14 protein-coding genes are annotated in these 25362 nt (G+C 37.7%); 7 read left to right on the forward strand and 7 right to left on the reverse strand.

Going from position 1 to position 25362, the window contains the following annotated elements:
- Window positions 1–121: 121 nt before the first annotated feature.
- The 7 genes from LB467_RS06470 to LB467_RS06500 form a co-directional block, all read right to left on the reverse strand.
- On the reverse strand, window positions 122–709 hold the full coding sequence (locus tag LB467_RS06470) for a superoxide dismutase family protein (RefSeq protein WP_224473215.1): 588 nt from the start codon (window positions 707–709) through the stop codon (window positions 122–124).
- Between the two features lie 97 nt (window positions 710–806).
- Window positions 807–2018: a bifunctional alpha/beta hydrolase/OsmC family protein gene (locus LB467_RS06475; RefSeq protein ID WP_224473216.1), complete on the reverse strand. Its 1212-nt coding sequence runs from the start codon at window positions 2016–2018 to the stop codon at window positions 807–809.
- A 209-nt stretch (window positions 2019–2227) separates the two neighbouring features.
- Window positions 2228–2995 (reverse strand): 3-keto-disaccharide hydrolase, encoded by a 768-nt coding sequence (locus LB467_RS06480; protein WP_224473217.1) that lies wholly within the window; start codon window positions 2993–2995, stop codon window positions 2228–2230.
- Between the two features lie 100 nt (window positions 2996–3095).
- A complete protein-coding gene (locus tag LB467_RS06485; protein ID WP_224473218.1) occupies window positions 3096–4151 on the reverse strand; it encodes a sugar phosphate isomerase/epimerase family protein in 1056 nt (351 codons plus the stop codon).
- Between the two features lie 11 nt (window positions 4152–4162).
- A complete protein-coding gene (locus tag LB467_RS06490; RefSeq protein ID WP_224473219.1) occupies window positions 4163–5302 on the reverse strand; it encodes a Gfo/Idh/MocA family protein in 1140 nt (379 codons plus the stop codon).
- A 22-nt stretch (window positions 5303–5324) separates the two neighbouring features.
- On the reverse strand, window positions 5325–6560 hold the full coding sequence (locus tag LB467_RS06495) for a nucleoside permease (RefSeq protein ID WP_224473220.1): 1236 nt from the start codon (window positions 6558–6560) through the stop codon (window positions 5325–5327).
- 18 nt (window positions 6561–6578) lie between these two features.
- Window positions 6579–7592, reverse strand: coding sequence for a sugar phosphate isomerase/epimerase family protein (locus tag LB467_RS06500; protein WP_224473221.1), 1014 nt, complete (start codon window positions 7590–7592; stop codon window positions 6579–6581).
- 149 nt (window positions 7593–7741) lie between these two features.
- Here LB467_RS06500 and LB467_RS06505 point away from each other — a divergent pair, with 149 nt between their 5' ends.
- The 7 genes from LB467_RS06505 (at window position 7742) to LB467_RS06535 (ending at window position 25362) form a co-directional block, all read left to right on the forward strand.
- Entirely contained in the window at window positions 7742–9445 is a 1704-nt protein-coding gene (locus LB467_RS06505) for a GMC oxidoreductase (RefSeq protein WP_224473222.1), read from the forward strand.
- Window positions 9446–9455: 10 nt separating this feature from the next.
- Window positions 9456–10100 carry a gluconate 2-dehydrogenase subunit 3 family protein gene (locus tag LB467_RS06510; protein ID WP_224473223.1) on the forward strand — a complete coding sequence of 215 codons (645 nt, stop codon included), beginning with the start codon at window positions 9456–9458 and terminating at the stop codon, window positions 10098–10100.
- 423 nt (window positions 10101–10523) lie between these two features.
- On the forward strand, window positions 10524–13649 hold the full coding sequence (locus tag LB467_RS06515) for a SusC/RagA family TonB-linked outer membrane protein (RefSeq protein ID WP_224473224.1): 3126 nt from the start codon (window positions 10524–10526) through the stop codon (window positions 13647–13649).
- A gap of 16 nt (window positions 13650–13665) precedes the next feature.
- Complete coding sequence (locus tag LB467_RS06520; RefSeq protein ID WP_224473225.1) at window positions 13666–15324, forward strand: RagB/SusD family nutrient uptake outer membrane protein; 1659 nt, start codon at window positions 13666–13668, stop codon at window positions 15322–15324.
- Window positions 15325–15429: 105 nt separating this feature from the next.
- Window positions 15430–18741, forward strand: a complete 3312-nt coding sequence (locus tag LB467_RS06525) for a VCBS repeat-containing protein (RefSeq protein WP_224473226.1) — start codon at window positions 15430–15432, stop codon at window positions 18739–18741.
- 5 nt (window positions 18742–18746) lie between these two features.
- Window positions 18747–22103 (forward strand): VCBS repeat-containing protein, encoded by a 3357-nt coding sequence (locus LB467_RS06530; RefSeq protein WP_224473227.1) that lies wholly within the window; start codon window positions 18747–18749, stop codon window positions 22101–22103.
- Window positions 22084–25362 carry a VCBS repeat-containing protein gene (locus LB467_RS06535; RefSeq protein ID WP_224473228.1) on the forward strand — a complete coding sequence of 1093 codons (3279 nt, stop codon included), beginning with the start codon at window positions 22084–22086 and terminating at the stop codon, window positions 25360–25362. The genes LB467_RS06530 and LB467_RS06535 overlap by 20 nt, the downstream gene beginning before the upstream one ends.

The raw sequence follows: 25362 nt of genomic DNA on the forward strand, positions 1-25362 counted from the left end.
CCCTAGGTATTTAGTAAAAAAAATAAATCTCGCTTAGTGGGTAAATGTATAGAAAAGTACTATTTGAAAAAAATAAAAAGCAGCAATTTGCCGCTTTTTATTAAAATTTATCTGAAAGAGTTTACATTTTTATTACTCCACATCCAACTCTGGTGCCAGCAGCTCCTGACGGTTGTGAGGTGAAATCGTCTACCCCGTCGTGTACTATAATCGCTTTTCCTACGATGTTTTTATTATCGTCATCACATCCTATACACCATTCATCCGTTGTCATACTAACAGTTCCTACTCCATTGGCATCAACTTCAAAGTTTCCTATATCTCCTTTGTGGTAACCTTCAGCATCACCCCATTTTCCGTGTTTTTCGTTGGTGGGATTCCAGTGGCCACCGGCAGAAGTTCCGTCTTCGGCAGAGCAATCTGCTTTCTGGTGAATGTGAATAGCATGTTTACCTTCAGCTAAACCAGTAATGGTAGCTTCCATAGTAACTTCACCATCTTCTTCGGTGAAGCTTACTTCGCCACCCAGTTCGCTTCCGCTTTTAGGCTCCAGAGGAACAGTAATTTCTTTAACTTCTTGCTGAGCTTCCATTTCAGAATTCATTTCTGTTTCGGCAGCGTTTTCAGCATCGTCTTCTTTCTTGTCGTTTTTACAACCTATTATTAATAAAGAGGCGCAAAATACTAATGATAAACTTATTCGTTTCATAATCTATTGATTGGTTTTAGATTGAATACAACTAAATTAAGCCTATCTTAAAGCCTAACCAAAGATTTAAGGATAGGTTAACAAAGCCCGTTTTATTTCAAATTAGTTTGGTTTTTATTTTTGTTTCTGAAGCTAAACTTTTGTGTACCGGGCATCGGTCGGCTATTTCCAGTAACCTTTGTTTTTGTTTTTCATCCAGGTCTCCAAACAGTTTAATCTCCCTTCTAAAAGTATCTATTTTTGAAGTTTTTTCTTCGCAATTTTCACAATCCTCGTGATGTTCCCGGGAATAATAAACATGTGTTTCAACATTTTCCAGTGGCCATTTTTTGCGTTTGGCATACATTTGAAGCGTCATAGAAGTACAGGAAGCCAGGCCAGATGATAAGAACTGATAGGGAGTAGGGCCGTAGTCTTTTCCGCCTGCGCTTATGGGTTCATCGGCCAGGAAAGTATGATTTCCGGCTTTCATATTTGTAGTAAAAGCATCTTCTTTTTCTAATCCTGCTACTACATCTGCATTAGATTCCGGAATTTCTTTCTTCGGAATTTCCAAATATCGTGCAGCCCACGTAGCAATTACATTACCGGCGTAAGAAGCGTCACCTTTGGCTGCAAGTAAATGTTCTGCCCCATCCAGAGAAATAAAACTCTTAGGATGTCTGGCAGCAATATAAAGTTCTTCAGCATTTTTAATGCTTACAATATTATCTTGCGGCGAGTGCATAATGAGGAGGGACTTTTTAAGATCGGCGAGATATGGTTTTAATTCATGTTTGGCGATATCGTCCAGAAATTGCTTTTTGATCTTAAAAGACCGGCCGCCAATATTAACCTGAGCTTCCCCATTTTTCTCGATCTCTTTTATATTATTCTCTATTAAATGCTGAACGTGGGCCGTGGTAGAAGGCGCTGCTATAGTTGTAACCGCTTTAACCGATTTCAACTCTTTTGCTGCAAATAGAACTGCAGCTCCACCTAGCGAATGGCCTATTAATAAGCTTGGAGCTTTAAATTCTTTTTTCAAATAAGTTGCCGCAGCCAAAAGATCCTGGATATTTCCCGAAAAATTACTTTCTGAAAACTCTCCCTCGCTTTCTCCCAATCCGGTAAAATCGAAACGTAAAACTCCATAGCCGTTTTGAGCCAGGGTGCGGCTGATGTTTTTGGCGGCAAAAAAATTTTTATTGCAGGTAAAACAATGCGCGAAAAGCACAAAGTTATGAGGATCCTGGTTAAAGGGGAGCTCCAGGTAACCTGATAAGTCATCACCACTTTTATTCTTAAAGTTTACTTTTTCGGTTTTCATTTACAAGTTTTTTAGACTGAGTAGATATTTGAAATATTCGGCTTTTATTTTGAAACATTTTGATTTTAAATACCCTGTGAAATTGCCAGAGCAGTTAATTTCAATTTACAAAAATGTTTGGTGTAAATAACAAACAAAAAAGCTGATCAAAAATCAAAGAATTTTTCTTTTGATTTCCAATCAGCTTTTAAAAAAATGGGAGATTGGTTTTAATCCAATTCCTTTATTTTAATATTTCTAAACCATACTTTATCACTATGATCCTGCAGGGCAATATGGCCTTTACGGTTTTTACCGAAATCCTCCCAGTCTTTAAACTTTGAGTTTTCTACTAATTTACTCCATTCTTCCCCGTGAACGGGAAATTCATTGATTAAAGTACCATTTAGTCGCACTGAACCTTTATTGGTTGCGTGATTAATTCTAATTACGGTTTCATTCCATTCTCCCGCGTTCCTGGTTTTGTCCTCACTTGGCGGCATCATATCGTAAAGAGCACCGGCCTGTCTTATTTCACCATTTTTTGCATCTGGATGCAATTTATTGTCTAAAATTTGAATTTCAGGTCCGGTTAAATAAGGTTCAGAAAACTCTTCACTTTCCTGAACTCCCCACATGATCCCGCTGTTTCCTCCTTCTGAAATTTTCCATTCTACAGAAAGTTCAAAATTGGTGTAGGTTTTTTCTGAAATAAGGTTTTCAGAACCTTCGCGTTCTCCTTCAGAAGGAGTAAAAGCAATTACGCCGTCTTTAACCTGCCACTGGTCTGAAATGGAATCGGCGTTAAAAGCTTTCCAGCCTTCAAGGTTCTTACCGTTAAATAGTTTGTCCCAATTGTCATCGTTGCTGGCCATTGCGGTAGTATCATTAGCCGCATCAGATTCATAAGCCTCTTTTGCCTCTTGTTCTTTTTTATCAGATTTACAGGCAGTGGCTATAATCGCAGCCGCTACTAATATTAAAGTATTTTTCTTCATTTATTTATCATTTTAACCCAATATAGGGGATTTATCACAGGCTTATAATAATTTCCCTGTTATTTATGCGTCCAGCATCATGCTGGTTTCATCTTTATGTTTAGTTAATTCCTAAGATTCGTTTTAATTTTTGCTCATCTATATCGCTACCAGCAAAATCGTCGAATTTCTTTTGGGTAGCTTCAATAATATGGCTTTTAATAAACGGAGCTCCCTCACGAGCACCCTGATCTGGTGATTTGATGCAGCATTCCCATTCAAGAACTGCCCAGACATTGCAGCCATATTCGGTTAATTTAGAAAAGATGGTTTTGAAATCTACCTGACCATCTCCGGGATGCCTATATCTTCCTGCACGATCTATCCAGTCGCCATAACCACCAAAAGAGCCTTTTTTTCCGGTAGGGTTAAATTCAGCATCTTTTACGTGGAACATTTTTATGAATTCGTGGTAATGATCTATGTACGAAATATAATCTAATTGCTGCAGCACAAAATGGCTGGGATCATATAAAAGATTTACTCGTTTGTGATTATTGGTTGCTTCAAGGAAACGTTCAAAAGTCACCCCATCGTGGAGATCTTCTCCCGGGTGAACTTCGTAGCAAACATCTACACCCTGTTCATCAAATTCATTTAAAATTGGCATCCAGCGTTTTGCAAGTTCCTTGAATCCCATTTCTACAAGGCCTTGCGGTCTTTGTGGCCAGGGATGGGCCGTATGCCAAAGCAAAGATCCACTAAACGTTCCGTGAACATCCAAATCAAAATGCCTGCTGGCGCGGGCTGCGCTTTTCATTTGCTCCACGGCCCATTCGGTTCTGGCTTTTGGATTGCCTTTAACCTCATCTGGGGCAAAATTATCGAACATGGTATCGTAAGCCGAATGTACCGCAACAAGTTGCCCCTGTAAATGGGTGCAAAGCTCAGTGACTTCCAGCCCGTAAGACTCTACTCTTCCCTTAATTTCTTCGCAATAATCTTTGCTTTCTCCAGCCTTTTTCAAATCGATTAAAGCCGATTCCCAGGTAGGAATCTGAATTCCTTTATATCCTAAATCTGCAGCCCATTCGCACAAACCATCCAAACTATTGAATGGCTCTTTGGTATCCATAAATTGTGCTAAATAAACCGCAGGTCCTTTTACTGTTTTCATTTTATTAAATTTTATGCATCTAATTTCACCCAAACATTTCCTTTGGCATGAGAATCTACTACTTTTTCTATAAAGTTCATTCCGCGTTTCCCATCTTTCATTGTAGGAAATTCTGCCGGATTATATTTTTCTTCGTTAATCGCCCTGGCAACTCCTTTGTAAATATTACCCATAGAATCAAAAATGCCTTCTGGGTGTCCCGGAGGCAATTTGCTGCCATCTAATGCAAGCGCAGAGTTATATTCGTTCCCTGGTTTTAAAACTTTAAGCGGTTGCCCGTCTTCCAGTTTGTAGAGGTAATTTGGATTTTCCTGCTCCCATTTTAAGCCGGCTTTTTTTCCGTAAATCTTTACGGCAAAATTATTTTCTTCTCCCGTAGCGATCTGGCTTGATCTAAGCACACCTTTTACGAATTCTGAAAAACGCAGTAGCACCGTACCGTCTACATCCATTTTATTATCTGAATACACATAATTTAAGTCGGCTAAAAGTTCTTTTACCTCGAGACCTGAAACATACTCGATCATATTAAAAGCGTGGGTGCCAATATCACCAATACAGCAACTGATGCCTCCTTTTTCAGGATCAAGACGCCAGATACTGTTCCTTTCATCTTTATCGTGAATAATTGAATTTATCCATCCCTGATAATATTGGACGTCTATCTTTTGAATTTCACCAATCTCGCCAGCGGCGATCATTTCTTTCATTTGGCGAATCATTGGATAACCTGTGTAAGTGTAAGTTACCGCAAAAACGGTTTTAGATTTATTGAGGGTGTCTTCAAGTATTTTTGCTTCTTCATAAGTAGTGGTCATTGGTTTTTCACAAATTACGTGATAACCGTTTTCCAAAAGCTGCTTGGCCATTGGGAAATGCAAAAAGTTTGGTGTAAGAATTGAAACTACTCTAATACGCTCTTCCTCCGGTAGTTTTGCCTCTTCTGCAATTAAATGGTCCAGATCTTTATAAACCCTATCGATTCCAATTCCCAGTTCCTGAGCAAATTTTTTGCTCTCTTCCAGGTCAGGATTAAAAACCCCGCCTACAAATTCAAATTTATCAAACATAGAAGAGGCAACCCGGTGTAGAATTCCGATAAGGGAATCTCCACCTCCGCCTAATACTCCTAATTTTATTTTTTTACTCATAATTTATTTATTTTTTGCTTGGTTATATTTCAATATCTTTTTTCGCGATATCTTCATTTTTGAAGAAAATAGCAAATATTATCATCACTACAAAGGCAAAACCTGCCGGAACTATCCAAATCTGTTCCCAGTCGTGGGTGCCATCTGCGTTTAAATAGAGATCGCTAATTTGTCCTGCTACCCAGAAACCAATCAACATCCCTACTCCGTAGGTTGCCAGGGTAATTAAACCCTGTGCCGCACTTTTAATTTTTGGTCCGGCCTTAGAGTCGGTATAGATCTGTCCGGAAACGAAGAAAAAGTCGTAGCAAATTCCGTGAAGTGCAATTCCTATAATTAGCATATAGACCAGTTCTCCTGCATTACCGTAGGCGAAAAGTAAATAACGCAGTACCCAGGCAAGCATACCGGCCAGTAAAGTAATTTTAAAGCCGAATTTCTTAAAAAAGAAAGGCAGTAATAACAGAAATAATGCCTCTGAGATCTGGCCGATAGACATCATAAAAGTAGGATCTTCCATCCCTACTTCAGAAAGAAACGGGTTGGCATTCTGGTAATAAAAAGCCAGAGGGATACATATTAATACCGATGAAATAAAGAACATTAAAAAGTTTCTACCTTTTAAAAGAGCTAAAGCTTCAAGTCCTAAAATATCAGATAAAGTTACTTTTTCACCTTTGCTGCTTGGTGGGGTTTTAGGTAAAGTGAAACTAAATAATCCCAATATTGCAGAGGCAACCGCAGCCATTAAAAAGGTATACCTAAGCATTCCTTCTTCCCTTGCCATTGCAGAATCCCAGCCAAAGACCAGGCTAATTACTACTCCTGAAACAATCCAGCCAATGGTTCCAAAAACTCTGATGCTGGAAAATTGTTTGGAAGGATCTGTCATCTGGTAAAAAGAAATAGAATTTACCAAAGCCAAAGTTGGCATGTAAAGAATCATATATCCGAGAACGAAGGGATAGAAATTGGTAAAATCTTCCGATTGAAACATCATATAAAGCAAAATCGCGCCTATAAGATGAAGAATTCCTAAAATGCGTTCGGCATTAAAAAAGCGGTCTGCAATTAGGCCAATAATAAAGGGAGCTATAATGGCTCCCCAGGATTGTGTAGAAAAGGCCATTCCGGTTTGGGCCCCGGTGGCACTTAAATTCTGACCTAAAAATGTTCCTAAAGTTACAAACCATCCTCCCCAAATAAAGAATTCGAGGAACATCATGGTTGATAGTTGAAATCTGGTTAAACTTTTCATTATCTACTGTAGCTTTTCTTAGTTACTGGTGCTGTTTAACTTGCTGCCAACTTCTATTAAAAGTTCTCTGGTCGCTTCAATGCCTTCTTCGGGAGATAAATTTTCACCTTCATATTCTACACCTACAAATCCGGTGTAACCGGCATCCTGTACAATTTTCAAAATCCTTTCATAATCAAGCGTAGTTTCTTCGCCTTCTTCATTAAAATTATAAGATTTGGCGCTAACTGCTTTCGCATGAGGCATCATTTCTTCTATCCCCTGGTATTTTGGATACTCCTCAACACACTTTGCTTCCCAGCGTTCGCCATCTTCTCTTTTAAGGCAAAAATTACCAAAATCGGGCAGTGTACCGCAGTTTTCCATATTTACTTCTTCAATTACATCTACAAGTAATGCTGCATCAGAAGAAAGATAGCCGTGATTTTCAACTAAAACATTTACATTTTTTTCTGCAGCATATTCACTAAGAGCTTTTAAACCTTTTGTAGCTGAAGCTTTCCATTCCTCGGACTCTTCACTTCCAAAAAGGTTTACACGAATAGAGTGAGCCCCAAGAAAATTAGCAGCATCTACCCATTTTTTATGATTTTCAACTGCTTTTTTACGTTCTGCCTGGTTAGGGCTGGCCAATTCGCCTTCCCCGTCTACCATAATCAAAACATTTTCTACATTGAATTCTTCACTCTTAGCTTTTAGAGTATCCAAAACCTTTTGCATCGCTTTTTCAGGGTTTTCGGCTTCCTTGATTTGCTGGCCGTAAAAACCACTAACATATTCAATACCTTCAAAACCCATTTCGCTTGCTGTTTCAGCAAAATCCATAGGATCTAACTCCCCGGCATAAATAGGTTTGTTAAGAGACCATTGTGCCAGGGAAAGTTTAAAAAATGGTTCAGCATTTTCCCCGGCCTGAATTTGAGAGATTTCTGAGTTTTTATTTTCTGATTTTTGGTCTTTGCAGGAATAAATTCCGAACGATAAAAAAAGGATAAGTAAAAGGGATGAAACTTTAGTTGGTGTAATTTTCATAGAATAAAATTAAGAGTTAGTAGTATGTGATTTTACTGATATTTTTGGATCTTAAAAGTATACTTTTTTTTAAAGAAGCAAAATTATAACCTTAAATTTATATATTTGGAGCGATTCGATTAACTAAATTATTAATTAACTACAAGACAGTGAGCAATTATTATGAAAACGACACTTACGATGCAATAGTCGTAGGTACAGGAATTAGCGGTGGTTGGGCCGCAAAAGAGCTTAGTGAAAAAGGATTTAAAACCCTGGTTCTTGAACGTGGACGTATGGTAAAACATATAGAAGATTATCCTACCATGAACGATGATCCATGGGATTATAAATATAAAGGCCAGTTAACCCGGGAAGAAGAAAAGCGCCAACAAAAGCAATCCCGTACCGGTTATACTACCAATAAAGCGAGTGCACATTGGTTTGTAGACGATGTTAAACATCCCTACAATGAAACTAAAAGATTTGACTGGATGCGTGGTTACCACGTTGGGGGTAGATCTATTATGTGGGGACGTCACAGTTACCGCCTGAGTGATTTAGACTTTGCAGCCAATAAAAATGACGGTCACGGCGTAGATTGGCCAATTAGATATAAAGATATTGCTCCCTGGTATGATTATGTTGAATCTTATATTGGAGTTAGTGGAGAGAATCTTGGTTTAAGCCAATTACCCGATGGTAAATTTCTTCCGCAAATGCCGCTGAATTGTGTAGAAGACCATCTTAAAAAAAGTATGGCTGAAAACTTTACAGACGGTCGTGTATTAACTGCAGGAAGAGTTGCCCACTTAACGGGTGATAAAGAATTTGAAGGACGTTCTAATTGCCAGTTTAGAAACCGATGCATTAGAGGTTGTCCTTACGGAGCTTACTTTAGCAGTAACTCGTCTACCTTACCGGCTGCAGAGCGAACAGGTAATATGACTTTAAGACCAAATTCTGTAGTAAATCAGGTTATTTACGATCCTGAAACCAAACTGGCAACAGGCGTAAAAGTTATAGATACAGAAACTAAAGAAGAAATAGAATTTAAAGCCAATGTGATTTTCCTTTGTGCTTCTGCAATTGCCTCTACAAGTATCCTGATGCAATCCAAATCTGATAGATTTGAAGATGGTATGGGTAACGATAGTGGTGAATTGGGACATAATGTAATGGATCACCATTTTAAAGCCGGAGCATCCGGAAAATATGATGGTTTTGAAGATCAGTATTACAAAGGAAGAAAGCCGAACGGAATCTATCTACCTCGTTTTAGAAATATAAACGGAAGTGATAACCTTGGTTTTACCAGAGGTTATGGTTACCAGGGTGGTGCAGGTCGTGGAGACTGGAGCGAAAGTATTGCTGAAGCATCTTACGGAAAAGAATTAAAAGAGGCCATTGTTAAGCCTGGAGGCTGGACCATGGGGCTAATGGGCTTTGGTGAGACTTTACCGTATCATGAAAACAAAATGACCCTTGATTATAATAAGACTGATGAATGGGGCTTGCCAACCATAACTTTTGATGCAGAGTTCAAAGAAAATGAACTTATAATGAGAAAGGATATGGTAGAACAAGCCGTAGAAATGCTTGAAAAAGGAGGCTTTAAAGATGTGCAAGGTTATGATGACATTGGTGCTCCCGGGCTTGGAATTCACGAAATGGGAACTGCCCGAATGGGAAGAGACGCAAAGACATCGGTATTAAATGGTAATAACCAGGTGCACGCTGTTCCAAATGTGTATGTAACAGATGGTGCTTTTATGACCTCTGCAGGTTGCCAGAACCCATCTTTAACCTATATGGCTATGACCGCGAGGGCAGCAGAGCATGCCTCTAAAAACTTTAAAAAATCTAACGCTTAATAAAAGGATTATGAATAGAAGACAAGCATTAAGAAACATAGGACTTGGAGCCGGGGCTATTATTGTAGGTCCAGCTACTTTAAACCTCTTGCAAAGCTGTAAGAATGATCCTTCTTATAACTGGGAACCTACATTTTTAAGCGCTTCTAATGGTTTTGCTTTAAAGCAAATTCTAGAAGTTATTCTTCCTAAAACCGACACTCCGGGAGCAGAAGACCTAAATATTGCTGAATTTATAGATTCCTATATGCAGGAAGTGGCACATGAAGATAGACAGGAAAATTTCAGAAGTTCGGCAGATGCTTTTTCCAGGGCTTTTAAGAATGAATTCGATAAAGAAGAAGGCGAAGGCAGTGCAGAAGAATATGAGCAAATTGTAGCGAAATATCTAAAAGCATCTCCGGCAGAAAGAGATGAAATGGCTATGCGTCTTACAGAAACCCAGGACCCTCAGGACAGGGATCAAAAAATAACTTTAGATGCAGATGCCGGTTCATTGGCTTATTTACAAGAAGTACGTGATATGGGTATCTGGGCATATAAAGCCAGCGAAGAAATTGGTGAAAATGTAATGTGGTACGATCCAATTCCGGGTGAATATATCCCATGTGCACCTATTGATGAACTCGGTGGAGGCAAAGCGATGTCGCTTTAAATTACTTGTACATAATATATCAGATAAAAAAAAGCTCACGGTTTTCAAACTAAACTGTGAGTTTTTTAATTTTTTGGCGCCGTGAGTAGTTTACTTGCAAAAACCGGTTTGGGGTTCGCAATAATTTACTGTATACTAATGCTTACTAAATTGTTGAAATTCTTTGAAACGAATAAATACAAATCGAACATTAAAATCATTGAATGTCTTAAAGATTAACTTGCAAAAGTACAATTAGAAATGTGTGAAAAGGATTTGGATTTTAGAAAGACTATTTTTTGAATTCAGCTTATTGTTGCAGGGTTAGACGAAATCGTTTTCGTTATTTTTATTTTGATATACCTTTTTTGTTGACATTTATTTACATAAATTTATAATTAATTTAATACTTAATTTAGAATCTCTCAATTAAAACTAATTCTTATGAAAAAAATTACTTTCAGGAGCCTTTTGTTTGCTATCGCTTTTCTGTGTTTTAGCATGGTGCATGCACAACAGACAGTTTCCGGAACCGTTACCGATGAAAGTGGGCCCTTGCCGGGTGCCACTGTTTCCATAAAAGGAACATCTACAGGAACCACAACAGATTTTGACGGAAATTATTCCCTTGATGATGTGCCAGCAGATGGCGTATTAATTTTTAGTTTTGTGGGTTATGAAACCCAGGAAATCGGTGTGAATGGACGTTCTGTTATTGATGTTAATTTAGCGGGTGATGCTGCTGAATTGGAGGAAGTGATTCTTATTGGGTATGGAACTACTACGGTACAGGATGCAACTGGTTCAGTTTCTTCCGTAACTTCCGAGGATTTTAATAAAGGAGTTATTTCCTCTCCTGAGGAACTTATTCAGGGTAAAACTGCCGGGGTGCAAATTTCGCAAACCTCCGGAGAGCCTGGAGCTGGTATAAATGTAAGGATAAGAGGATCTAATTCGATTCGTTCGGGTAACAATCCTTTGTTCGTTGTTGATGGAGTTCCATTAACCAGTGGTTCTGCTCCCCAAACGAATGTTTCGGGGATTGGAGGTTCAGGACAAAAAAACCCGTTAAACTTTCTTAACCCTAATGATATTGAAAGTATTTCTATTTTGAAAGATGCTTCAGCTACCGCTATTTATGGTTCCAGAGGAGCTAACGGTGTGGTGATTATTCAAACAAAAGGAGGTAGAGGAAGAAAAGGTACGTTTGAGTTTAATAGTACCGTGAGTATAGCATCTCCGGCAAGTGAATATGATCTTTTAGACCGCGAAACTTACTTAAATGCTCTAACAAGTGTGGGTAATAATCCCGATGAATTAGATTTTGGAGCTGACTCAGATTTTCAAGATTTTTATACCCGAACTGTAGTTTCTAACACAAACGATCTTAGTTATTCTAAAAGTTACAATACGGGTAGCGTGAGAGCTTCTTTAGGATATACTGATCAAAAAGGTATAGTAGAAAATACTTCATTAGAACGATTATCAGGCCGTCTTAATGCCTCTCAGCGTCTTTTTGATGATAAATTAACCTTGAGTGCACAGTTGTCTCTTTCTACCGTGGATGAAGAAAGAGCCCCAATTTCTGGAGCAGCTGGTTCTACTGGAGATTTAATTGGTGCGTCTATCACACAAAATCCAACGGCTCCTATAGACCCATTATTTAACCCTGGAGGTAACGTATTAAACCCTGTGAGTTTATTGAATAATTTTGAGGGATTATCAGAATCAGATAGATTTTTAGCAAACCTATCCGCAGAATATGCTATTACATCCGAGCTTAAAGGAAAGGTAACTGTAGGTTACGATAAACAGGATACCGAAACCACATCTGTTTTTAGTTCTGATGTTATAGGACTTAACGGGGTTACGGGAATAGGTAGAGGTAATTATAGTACATTTAATCAGGAAAACAGTCTTTTAGAGGCTACCCTTACTTATCTAAAAGAGTTTGATAACTCGGTACTTGATGTGGTAGCTGGTTATTCCTATCAAAAATTTCAGCGTGATGGATTTGGTTCTGAAGGTGCAGGATTCAATACTACAAATCTTAATGCCATGGCAGGTCAGCTTAGAGATGCTTATGGTAATGTTACTGCCGTAGTTGATGATTTTGCTGTATTTGGATATGGTGCAGATGGGACTTATCTCAATACAATTTTCCCAGAATTTTCTTCTGGCGAATTACCTTCAAATTTCGAACGACCTGTTCCAGCTTTTGTTGTGAATAATGTCTTTGACAATTTTGACGAATTGCAATCATATTTTATGCGGGCTAATTACACCTTAGCAGAAAAGTACCTGTTTACAGGAACATTTAGAGCCGATGGTTCTTCAACATTTGGTGAAAATAACCGGTATGGATATTTCCCATCAGGGGCAGTGGCATGGCAAATACATAAAGAAGATTTTATTGGAGGTAATGTATCCTTGCTTAAGTTACGTTTAGGTGCAGGTATTGTTGGTAGCCAGGAAGGCTTGGGTTACGGGCGTTTCGTGCAGCGCGAAAGAGCTGCAGGTGGTGGAATAAGTAATGATCTTAATGTGTTACCGGCTCCTGGTTCTTTAATTGTTGGAGATCCAAATGCGGATCTTAAATGGGAGGAAACTACAGATTTAAACTTGGGTGTCGATTTTGGATTTAATGCTAACCGTTTATCTGGCTCTTTTAACCTTTATCGTAAAACTACCAATGATCTTTTATTGGCAAGGCAAACTGCTGCTCCAAGTAATGGAGAGGTGGTTTTTAGTAACTTACTGGATGGTAAAGTTGTAAACCAGGGTGTAGAATTTTCTCTGGATTATGATTTTATAAATGAGCAAGATTATAGTTTTTCAGCAAGCTTTAATATAGCATATAATCATAACGAAGTGCAGGATACTCCTTTCGTTATCCCTACAGGGGCAATACGGGGAAATGGACTTACCAATGCCTTTGCCCAGCAATTACAGGCAGGCCAGCCGCTATTTTCATTTTATATGGCTGAATTTACTGGTTTTGATGACGACGGGAACCCTACATACTTTGATTTTGATGGAAATGGCGTGGGCGATCCTGATGCTGATAAATTCTTTGTAGGTAAAGATGCGATTCCAGACTGGAATGGGGGTCTCTCATTGAGTGCCCGTTATAAAGCTTTTGATTTTGCGGCCTACTTTAACGGGCAATTCGATTTCTATGTGTATAATGCAACAAATAATGCCTTTTTTACAAAAAGTGCCTTACTTATAGGTAAGAACGTAACAGAAGATGTTTTAACTACTAATGAAAATGCCGCTTCTACTGTTGCAGTTTCCACGAGGTTCCTGGAAAGAGCGGATTTTGTAAGATTAACTTCAACTTCAATAGGATATAACCTTCCGTTAGATGGGGATAACCTGGTGAAATCTTTACGACTTAGTTTGATTGGTCAGAATCTTTTCTTAATCACAGGTTATAGTGGTTTAGATCCTGAAATTTCAGCTGATACTGGATCTCTTAATGCTTCTTCTATTCCTACTGCAGGAATAGATTATGCATCGTATCCAAGACCAAGAACTATATCTTTTGGACTTAACGCTAGTTTTTAATTAAATAAAATAGACAATGAAAAAGATTAGAATAACAAAACGATTGATAAACCTATTACTGTTAACAGTATTGCTGGGAAATACCATCGTGTCTTGCAGTGATTTGGAAATTGAAGGAACGGATTCTATTATAAAGGATGCTGACGAAACCGGTTTTCAGGGGGTGAGTGATCCGGAATCATTTCTAGACAATGCTTATAATAGTTTACGTGGTTATATAGGTGACCAGGCTAATTTATATGCCCTAAGTGAAGTGACTACAGATGAACAACTGGTACCTACAAGGGGATCAGACTGGGGGGATAATGGAATATGGAGACAATTACATCAACATTCCTGGACGGCAGAGCATAATTTTATTTTAAATGTCTGGAATCAATGGAATACATTGCATTTTCAGGGAGCTCAGGTTCTTTCTGAATTAACAAACAGTACGCCGGAACAGCAAGCAAATGCTTATTTTCTGAGAGCCCTTGGAATGTGGGTTATCCTGGATAATTTTGGACAGGTTCCTGTAAGGGATCCCCAGGCACCACTTTTTGAAGATCCTGTGGTGCTTAAGGGGCAAGAGGCAGTAGATCAAATTGTTTCCGATTTAAATGCAGCTATAGCAGGATTGCCAGCAATTGGTCCGGGTACCGGTATGGGGGATTCAGGTGCAGCAAATGCGCGACCTGGGAAAGAAGCCGCTAAATATCTATTGGCAAAAATTCTTTTAAATAAACATATTTATCTGGGAACTGAACCTAATTCTACAGATATGAACCAGGTGGTAAGTCTTGTAGATGAAATTACAACAGCGGGATATGGCCTTGAAGAAGGTTACTTCGATATTTTTAGAAGAGATTTGGACAGGGAAACCATATGGTTTATCCCTACTGCAGTTGGAAATAGAATCTGGAATGGGCTCCACTATAATCAGGCTCCAGATCAAACGGGTGGTGGATGGAATGGTTTTTCTACCCTTGCCGAATTTTATGATATGTTTGAAGGAAATCCTAATATGAACAGGGGAACCGCAGAAGGAGTGCTTCTAGATGATCAGGAAGAGCGTAGAGGTTATGTTCCTCCATCGGGTTTACCTGCCGGCTCATTTGAAGGTTCTACTGATAATAATGATGATGGATTTGCAGATGGTTCCAGTGTTGGTTTTGGTTTTCTTATTGACCAACAATATGACTATGATGGAACTGCTTTAAATGATAGAGGTGGAAATCCCTTAACTTTTAAAAGAGAATTTACCAATGGTTCTGGCGAAAAAAGCCTTATTAATAATAGTGAGACTACTGGTATTCGTACCATTAAATATAATCCTCGTTATGGGGCATTTACAGAGCATGAAATTTTCTTCAGGTATTCAGATGCCTATCTGATGAAAGCTGAAGCAATAATGAGATCTGGTGGAGATCCTACAGCAATGGTTAATGAGTTAAGGGTTCTTAGAAAAGCTCAACCTCTTAGTAGTGTAACAGAAAGTGATTTTCTTGAAGAAAGAGGAAGGGAATTGTATATGGAATTCTGGAGAAGAAATGATATGATTAGGTTTGGAGAATATACCAGGGATTGGTCTTTAAAAGCTCCTAGCGCAGTTGGGGATGAAACAAAAAACTTGTTTCCAATTCCAGCAAATCAATTGATCTTGAACCCTAATCTTACTCAGAATCCTGGGTATTAATTTAAAGTTTTAAAATTTTAAAAGAGAGGGCATATTCGCCCTCTCTTTTTTTTATAAAATATTTTATTTTAATTATAAATTATAATAGATTGCCTCGAAATATAGTTGAAGAATTCCATGGTAAAAACCAGAAGACTATTCTTAATTTTTTTCCTTACCATCCTGTTTTTTCAGGCCTGTAAAAAAGAAGAGCGTCTTTTTGAAAAAATAGAGGCTTCATATTCTAATATTTATTTTTCAAATGAGCTTGATTCAAATTCAAATCTAAACATCTTTAATTATCTGTACTATTATAATGGTGGAGGAGTGGCAGCAGGGGATTATAATCAGGATGGCCTTATAGATTTGTATTTCACCTCCAATGAGAAGGAGGATAAGCTTTTTTTGAATACAGGTGATTTTAAATTTGAAGATATCACTTCGGCATCCGGGATTGATAACTCCGGCGGATGGACTACAGGAGTTAGTAATGTAGATATTAACGGAGATGGTTTACTGGACCTATACATTTGTAAAGTAAGTAGTTTCATGGATATGGATGGGCATAACCTGCTTTATGTGAATCAGGGTCCGGATGAAGATGGAATTCCCATTTTCGATGAGCAGTCTGCAAAATATGGTCTCGATTTCTCAGGTTTTTCTACTCACGCTGTTTTCCTGGATTACGATCAGGATGGAGATCTTGATATGTTCTTATTAAACCATTCAGTACATCCTAACAGAAATTACGGAAGAGGGGAAAAAAGGCAAAGTTTCGATCCAAAATCTGGAGACCGGCTGTTCAGAAACGATGATGGATTTTTTACAGATGTCTCTTCTGAATCTGGAATCTTTCAGGGAGTGATTGGGTACGGCTTGGGCGTAGCCGTGGGGGACCTTAATAATGATTTGTATCCTGATATATATGTAGGGAATGATTTCTTTGAAAATGATTATTTATATATTAATCAGAAAAATGGAAGTTTTAAAGAGTTAATTTCAGATAAACCTGAAAAAATGGGTCATACTACCCATTTTTCCATGGGAAACGACATCGCTGATATTAATAATGATGGCCTTGCAGATATCATATCTCTGGATATGCTTCCCGAGGATTTGAATACCTACAAAACTTCTGGACAGGAATATCCATTCCAAACTTATGCTAACTATTTGAAGCAAGGCTTTTCACCACAATACATGCAGAATACCTTACACATCAATACAGGGAATCTAAATTTTTCGGAAACTGCATATTTAAGCGGGATTGCTGCTACAGAATGGTCCTGGGGAGTTCTTTTGGCCGATTTTGATAATGATACTCACAAAGATATCTTTATTACCAATGGTATCAAAGGTGCTACCAACGATATGGATTTTATCAGATACATTTCAAATGAAAAAATTCAGAAACAGTTGAGTCAGGGAATATTTGAAAATTATGAGGATCTTATTAAAGAGCTGCCCAAAAAGAAATTATCCAATTACATATTTCAAAATCAGGGTGATAATACTTTTGTAAATCGAAAAGAGGAGTGGCTCAATGCAGAACCTACCTTTAGCCATGGGGTTGTGTATGCAGATCTTGATAATGACGGCGACCTGGATTTAGTCGTAAATAATGCTGATGCAAGCGTGGGTATTTTTAGAAATAATTCAGAAAAATTAATAAAAAACAATTATCTCAAGGTTCACCTGGATGGCGATAACTCTAACAAATTTGGTATTGGTGCAAAAGTTTCACTTTATTATGGAGATAAACTTCAACAGCAGGAACATTATTTAAGCAGGGGATATCTTTCTTCCCTGGCGCCTGGTTTGCATTTTGGTCTTGCTAATCAATCTTTAATTGATTCAGTAAAAGTTATCTGGCCGGGATTTTTGACTGAAACCAGGTACAAAATTGAAGCTAATAGAAGTATTAAATTTAATATTGAGGATGCCACTTCCCTTATAGTTAATGAAGCTGAAAGCAATTCTATATTTACGAGAAGGGATTCTTTGATAGATTACAAACATGTCGAGCAATCTACGCTGGAATTTAATCGAGAACCTCTAATCCCATTTGGTTATAGTAATCAAAGTCCACGTGCCGCAGTAGCCGATATCAATAAAGACGGTTTAGATGACCTGGTAATAGGTGGAGGAAAAACACAGGGCCTGAATTTGTGGTTGCAAAATGTTGATGGCAGTTTTGAGAAATCTGAGCAAATAGTATTTTCAGAAGACGCCATTTCAGAAGATACCGATCAAATATTTATGGATGTGGATGGTGATATGGATTTGGATTTAATAGTAGTAAGCGGGGGTAATGAATTTACAAAAGGAAAACCTTTACAACCTCGATTATACCTTAATGAAAATGGGAAATTTAGATTAGACGACCAACAATTTAAAGGTATTAATCTTAATGCTTCCAGGATAACATCGGTAGATTTGAATGCAGATGGCTTTCCTGATGTTTGTTTTAGTGCTAATATAGTTCCGGGGGAGTACGGTAAAACTCCCCGGCAGTATTTATTTTTGAACGACGGCAATGGTAATTTTAAGGAAGTTACCGATCAATATTCTAAAGAATTTAAGAATGTCGGAAATGTTCAGGATATTATATGGATAGACATCAATAATGATAATATTAAGGATGCTATAATGGTTGGTCACTGGATGCCTGTCACGATTTTTCTGAATAATGGGAAGAAGCTCAGCAAACTGGATAGCGGGCTTCAAGACACGAACGGATGGTGGAATGCGGTAATAGCAGAAGATTTTGATGGTGACGGGGATATAGATATTGTAGCAGGAAATTGGGGGCTTAATTCCAGACTTGAAGCTTCTTTAGAAAAACCTTTAAAGCTGTATCTTGGAGATTTTGATGGAAATGGATCTATAGATCCTGTTTTGAGCTATTTTTATGAAAATAAGGAAACAGCTTTTGCGTCTAAGGACGAACTTGACCACCAAATGCCATTTCTAAAAAAGAAATTCCCCAGTTATAAGGATTATGCAGATGCCGACTTCTCTGAGATTCTACCCAGGGAAAAATTGAAGAATGCAAAATTGAAACAGGTTTTTGAATTGGCTACTTGCTATTTTGAAAATAATGGAGACAATACCTTTACAAAGCATATCTTACCTTTTGAAACACAGGTTTCCGCAATATTTGCTATTGATACGCAGGATTTTAATAATGATGGTTATCCCGATCTATTTTTAGTAGGAAACAACTATGAAATTAGCACTCAATTAGGTAGATTAGACGCCAGCCATGGAACTGTTCTTATTAATGATAAAAACGGTTTCTTCCAAACTTATAAAAAAGAAAAACCTGATATTTCCGGGGCTGCCCGGGATATTCAGGAAATCTGTATAAATGGTGAGTTACATCTAATTGTAACCCTTAATAACGGTACTCCGACTATTTTGAAAATTAATAATTAAATATAATGAAAGCCCTATCATATTTTTTATATTTCAGCCTAATTTTTTTACTGCTTATCTCGTGTACAGGTGAGGATAAAACAGATGAAAAACCAGAGGTTAATGAAAACACTCTCTTTACTTTAATGCCATCTGAGGAGACAGGGATTGAATTTATAAACGAAGTAAAAAACAGCCCCGATTTCAATATTTTTAAATATCGGAATTTTTATAATGGGGGAGGAGTAGCTATTGGCGATATTAATAATGATGGTTTGCCCGATATTTATTTAACAGCCAATATGAAGCCAAATAAACTCTATCTGAATAAGGGAAATTTTCAGTTTGAGGATATTTCGGCATCTGCGGGAGTGGAAGGAAATAAACCCTGGTCTACCGGTGTTAATATGGTAGATATCAATAACGACGGGCTATTGGATATATATGTTAGCAATGCCGGAAATATGGAGGGGGATAATCATAATAACGAACTTTACATCAACAACGGGGATCTTACATTTACTGAAAAAGCCGAAGAGTATAATCTTGCCGAAACCGGTTTTAGTACTCACGCTACCTTCTTCGATTATGATAAGGACGGCGATTTGGATGTATATATTTTAAATAATAGTAATATTCCTGTGAGCAGTTTAGGATATGCTGAACAGCGAGAAGTGAGAGCGCAGGACTGGGAAAATGTTCCAAAAATTTTTCGCGGAGTTGGGGATATGTTGTTACGCAATGACGATGGTAAATTTGTGGATGTTAGTGAAGAAGCGAATATTTACGGAAGTTTGATCGGATTTGGTCTGGGGGTAGTGATAAGTGATTTTAATAATGACCTGTATCCCGATATTTATGTTTCCAATGATTTTTATGAAAGGGATTATCTCTATATCAATAATCAGGATGGAACTTTTACCGAAGATATTGAGAACTGGACTCAGCACTTAAGTCTGTCAGCTATGGGAGTAGATATAGCAGATATCAACAACGATGGTTATGGTGATATTTTCGTAACCGATATGTTACCCGATACTGATGAGAGGGTAAAATCTGTTATGGAATTTGAAAGTTATAATGTTTTTAAACTTAAACAAAGTAAAGATTTCTTTCAGCAGTATATACATAATACGCTTCAGCTAAATAATGGAAATAATACCTTTTCTGAAATAGCACAATTCAGTGGTGTGGAAAGTACCGATTGGAGCTGGGCAGGCTTGATCTTCGATATGGATAATGATGGAAATCGCGATATTTATGTGACCAACGGTATCAATCACGATCTTACCGATCTTGATTTTGTAGAATTTTTTGCGAATGAGATTATTCAGAAAATGGCGTTGACCGGGAAAAAAGAGGCTATAGACTCCATAATTAATAAGATGCCGGTTACACCGCTCCCAAATTATGCCTTTCAGAATATGGGGAATCTCAAATTCAAGAATTCAGCGAGAGAGTGGGGGTTGGGGATTCCAAGTTTATCAAATGGCAGTGCTTATGGAGACCTGGATAACGATGGGGATCTGGATCTTGTAGTGAATAACGTAAATATGGAATCCTTTATCTTTCGAAATAATACAGAAAAACTAAAAGACAGAAATTATTTGAGAATTAGACTAAAAGGAAATCAGAAAAATAGTTTTGGAATTGGAAGTATCATTAGACTTTACCATAATGATGAAATTATTATGCAGGAGCAGAATCCCTCAAGAGGTTTCCAGTCATCCATGGATTATACGATGAACATCGGTCTGGGAAAAGTTAATAAAATAGATTCTTTAAGGATTATTTGGCCCAATGATTCTTCCCAATTGCTTGAAAATATTGAAGCGAATTCTACCCTTATTTTGAAACAAAGTGAAGCGCTGGAAAAATACAATATCAAACCTGAAAAAAAACGTAAGCAATTGTTTGCCGAATTATCTAATAAAAATTTAGAGGCTCATAGCGAGAATTCTTATACAGATTTTGATTATGAAGGATTGATATATAAAAAATTATCTCAAGAAGGGCCTTCGCTTGCTGTCGGAGATATTAACGGAGATGGTAATGAAGATGTATTTATTGGAGGAGCGAAGGGACAGCCGGGAATTATATATATGAATCAAGGGAACGGAAACTTGAAGAAGTCTAAACAGCCTGCCCTGGATACTGACTTTCTTTTTGAAGATACTGCCGCTGCTTTTTTTGATTTTGATGGTGATGGGGATCAGGATCTAATGGTTGGTTCGGGAGGTAATGAAGTGGGAGAAGAGCAGAATTACAGGCCCAGGTTATATATTAATGATGGGCAGGGAAAATTTTCGCCCTATGAAGGGGTACTTCCATCGGTAAACCAGAATGTCGCGGTTATTGCACCCCATGATTTTGATGGTGATGGGGATATAGATGTATTTATCGGTTCCCGAAGTGTAGTTGCTAATTATGGAATAGATCCACAACATTTATTTTTGGAAAATACAGGGGATGGTAATTTTTTAAATGCTACAGAAAGGATGGCTTTTGATGTTAAATATGCCGGTATGGTCACCGATGCGATCTGGGAGGATGTAGATGGAGATGGTAAAAAGGATCTTATAACGGTTTCAGATTGGGGAGCACCAAAGATTTTTAAAAATTCAGGAAGGAGGCTTTCATTTTTTAAAAGCAATTTATCTAAATATACTGGATGGTGGAACACTATAGAAGCTGCCGATTTAAACAATGATGGCCATCAGGATTTTATAATTGGTAACAAAGGCTCTAATATCCCTTATAAACCTTCTATGGAAAAACCTATGAAAATGTGGGTAAACGATTTTGATAACAATGGTACTATTGAACAGATTGTTACCCAGCATGAAAATGGAAAAGATTATCCACTGCACATGAAGAGGGAGATGATCGCCCAGCTGGTTTTTCTAAAAAAAGAGAATTTAAAAGCATCTGACTACGCCAAAAAGTCGATCAATGAACTAATGCCAAAAGACAAGCTTAACAATGCAATTGTGAAGGATGTAGCAATTTCGGAAACAGTTATTGCTATTAATGATGGCAAAGGAAATTTCAAAATTAAAGAACTTCCCGCCCGTATTCAGTTTTCCAGCGTAAATGGTATTTCCTCTATAGATGTGAATAACGATGGTAATTTAGATCTCGTGATGGGGGGGAATAATTACGAATTTAAACCCCAGTTTTCAAGACAGGATGCCAGCTATGGAAATGTCCTGCTTGGTGATGGTGAAATGAATTTTGAATGGCAGGAGTATACCAAAAGCGGATTTTATGTTGAAGGGGAGGTTAAATACTTACGCCGATTTAAAGATAAGAATGGAAGACACTTTATAATAGTGGCTATAAACGATGAAAAACCCAAAATTTTTGAAATTAGTAATAAATAAAGCATTAATTTTTCTGGTCCTTATCGGTTTTTTTCAGGGATGCTCAGAAAATGAAGAAAAGTTTTTTTCAAACCCCGGGGCAGAAACTTCCGGGATAGATTTTATCAATAAACTTATCGAAACCCGGGATCAGAATATTCTCGATTACCTGTATTTCTACAACGGTGGGGGGGTAAGTATAGGTGATATTAATAATGATGGCTTGCCGGATATCTACTTTACCGGAAACCAGGTGGGAAATCGTTTATATCTTAATAAAGGGAATTTACAATTTGAAGATATTACTGAAAAAGCCGGAGTACAGGGCAATAGTACCTGGAATACAGGTTCTACTATGGCCGATGTTAACGGGGATGGTCTTCTGGATATTTATGTTTGTGCCGTGGTAGGAGTAAACGGTTTTACCGGCTACAACGAACTTTTTATTAATAATGGAGATCTAACATTCTCGGAAAAAGCTAAAGAATTCGGGCTGGATCTTGAAAATTACTCTTCTCAGGCAGCTTTCTTTGATGCCGATAATGATGGTGATCTGGATATGTACCTTCTTAATCATGCCATTCATACAAATGAATCTTTTGGTCCCGCTGAAATTAGGAATAACAGGGTTTACGAAAGTGGTGATAAATTATTTCTCAATGAAAATGGGAAATTTATTGATGTAAGTGAAGAAGCGGGGATCTATGGTGGGCCAAATAGTTATGGGCTTGGTATTAGCACAGCCGATTTTAATAACGATGGTTTTACGGATATTTACATTGGAAATGATTTTCATGAAGATGATTACTATTATCTGAATAATGGCGATGGTACTTTTACTGAAAGCCTTAAATCCAATTTTGGCCACGTGTCAAGGTTTTCAATGGGTAATGATGCGGCCGATATTAATAATGATGGATTTATTGATCTTATTACGCTGGATATGTTGCCGGAGGATGAAAAAATCCTCAAATCTTCAGCAGGTGAAGATGACGTTAATCTTCATAATTTGAAAATAGAACGCCTGGGGTACCATCCTCAGTACAGCCGGAATATGCTACATTTAAATATGGGCGGCGATTATTTTGCTGAAGTTGCACTTATGAGTGGTGTTGCTGCTACAGACTGGAGCTGGGGTGCTCTTTTTGCAGACTTTGACCAGGACGGACAACAGGATCTTTTTATCACTAATGGGATTCCTAAACGCCCAAATGATCTTGATTATATTAAATACACTTCTAATGAACAAATTAAGAAAAAATTAGATCAAACCACGTTAATAGATAACGAAGCCTTGGATAAAATGCCTTCCGGTGCAGTTACCAATTACGTTTTTAAAGGCAATTCAAACGGAACTTTTGAGAATATGACTGATATATGGATTGCGAATGATTCAGTAATCTCTACCGGTGTTGCCTACGCCGATCTGGATAACGACGGGGATATAGATATAGTTACTAATAATATAAATAAACCTCCCAGCCTGTATATCAATAATGAAGCTACCGGCAATTATCTGAAAGTTAAATTATGGGCTGGTGAGGGCAATACGTCTGGTATTGGTAGTAAAGCCATTCTTTATACTAATAAGGGAAAGCAATACCGCCAGTTATACACTACAAAGGCTTATCAGTCTTCCTCGGAACCAATTATTCATTTTGGAATTCCTAAAAATGCCCAAATAGATTCACTTAGTATTGTCTGGCCAGACCAGACTATGAAAACACTGAATACAGTGAGGGCAAACAGTGTTTTGGAAGTAAGATGGGAACCTGATGATGAAAAAGCCGATCTTGGGAAGTTATTTAATAAAAAAAATAAATTATGGTTTTCTGTAGCTGAAACCGACTTTGGACTTAATTACAACCACGAGGAAAATCCTTATATAGATTTTAATCTTCAAAAGTTAATCCCACACAAGATCTCCGATTTTGGTCCTGCTGTTGAAGTGGCCGATCTCAACAATGATGGTTTGGATGATGTCCTTTTCGGTGCATCCAGGTATAAACCATCAGTTGTGTTTTTTCAGGATGAAGAAGGTTTTACCAGGGAAAAACAAAAAGAAATTCAAAATGATTCCCTTTATGAGGACACTGATGTTGAAATAGCCGATTTTAATAATGATGGGACACAAGATATTTTAATGATTTCTGGAGGAGGAGAATCTGTAGGAAATAGTGAATGGTTACTGGACCGACTTTATATTAATAAGGCTGGAAATTTTAAGAAAGACAGCCTTTTTCCAGAAATATACGCTAACTCTTCGGTAATAAAATCGGCAGATTTTGATGGAGATGGCGATCTTGATATTTTTATAGGTTCTAATGCGGTTAACTATAAGTACGGAGAAATTCCCAAGGCCTACCTGCTTAGGAATGAGAATGGAAATTTTGTAATTGACGACCAGTCCGCGGTTTTTCAGGAATTGGGAATGATAAACGATGCGGTTTGGGAAGATTTCGATAATGATGGTGATTTGGATCTTATTGTTGTGGGAGAATGGATGTCTCCCAGGTTCCTGGAGAACAGGAATGGAGTTTTTGTAGACGTGACGGATAGCCTTATTTCTGAAAAAATAAATGGCTTATGGCAGCGAATTTTGCCATTTGATATAGATAAAGATGGGGATACCGATTATCTTCTTGGTAATTGGGGCTTGAATACAAAATTAAAAGCGTCCAAAAAATACCCCCTCTTAATGTATTACAAGGATTTTGATAAGAATGGTTTGCCTGAAACATTGTTGGCAACCGAAAAAAATGGAGAATATTATTTTATCCACGGTTTGGATGATCTTGCTTCCCAGTTAAGTGAACTTATAAGAAAAAGGTTTGCCACCTACAAGGATTTTGCAGGTAAAACTGTCCAAGAAATTTTTACTAGTAAAGAACTCGAAACGGCTTCTAAGAGGGAAGTGCATTCCCTGGCTTCCGGATACCTGGAAAATAATAACGGAAAATTTACTTTTAGAGAATTTGATTTGCAGCTGCAAGTAGCGCCTATAAGAGCAATGTTAAAATATGATTTTAATAAAGATGGTACCGAAGAAGTATTGATAGGGGGCAATTATTTTGGGGTTACCCCTTATCACGGCAGGTTTGATGCTTTTGGCGGAGCCCTTCTAATTAATTCAGATAAAATTCTGAATTCCAATGAAATTGGTTTAAATTTGTCACAAAAATCTGTCAAAGATTTTTCTATAATCGAAATACAGCAGCAATCTTATTTATTAATAACAATAAATGATGGGAAAACTGAACTGTATAAATTGAATTATTAA

The organism is Salegentibacter tibetensis (assembly GCF_020164485.1).
Taxonomy (GTDB): Bacteria; Bacteroidota; Bacteroidia; order Flavobacteriales; family Flavobacteriaceae; genus Salegentibacter; species Salegentibacter tibetensis.

Coding starts and splice junctions, on each gene's coding strand:
- LB467_RS06520 (WP_224473225.1), top strand. CDS start 13,666: ATGAAAAAGATTAGAATAACAAAACGATTGATAAACCTATTACTGTTA.
- LB467_RS06510 (WP_224473223.1), top strand. CDS start 9,456: ATGAATAGAAGACAAGCATTAAGAAACATAGGACTTGGAGCCGGGGCT.
- LB467_RS06495 (WP_224473220.1), bottom strand. CDS start 6,560: ATGAAAAGTTTAACCAGATTTCAACTATCAACCATGATGTTCCTCGAA.
- LB467_RS06500 (WP_224473221.1), bottom strand. CDS start 7,592: ATGAAAATTACACCAACTAAAGTTTCATCCCTTTTACTTATCCTTTTT.
- LB467_RS06485 (WP_224473218.1), bottom strand. CDS start 4,151: ATGAAAACAGTAAAAGGACCTGCGGTTTATTTAGCACAATTTATGGAT.
- LB467_RS06490 (WP_224473219.1), bottom strand. CDS start 5,302: ATGAGTAAAAAAATAAAATTAGGAGTATTAGGCGGAGGTGGAGATTCC.
- LB467_RS06475 (WP_224473216.1), bottom strand. CDS start 2,018: ATGAAAACCGAAAAAGTAAACTTTAAGAATAAAAGTGGTGATGACTTA.
- LB467_RS06480 (WP_224473217.1), bottom strand. CDS start 2,995: ATGAAGAAAAATACTTTAATATTAGTAGCGGCTGCGATTATAGCCACT.
- LB467_RS06515 (WP_224473224.1), top strand. CDS start 10,524: ATGAAAAAAATTACTTTCAGGAGCCTTTTGTTTGCTATCGCTTTTCTG.
- LB467_RS06470 (WP_224473215.1), bottom strand. CDS start 709: ATGAAACGAATAAGTTTATCATTAGTATTTTGCGCCTCTTTATTAATA.
- LB467_RS06530 (WP_224473227.1), top strand. CDS start 18,747: ATGAAAGCCCTATCATATTTTTTATATTTCAGCCTAATTTTTTTACTG.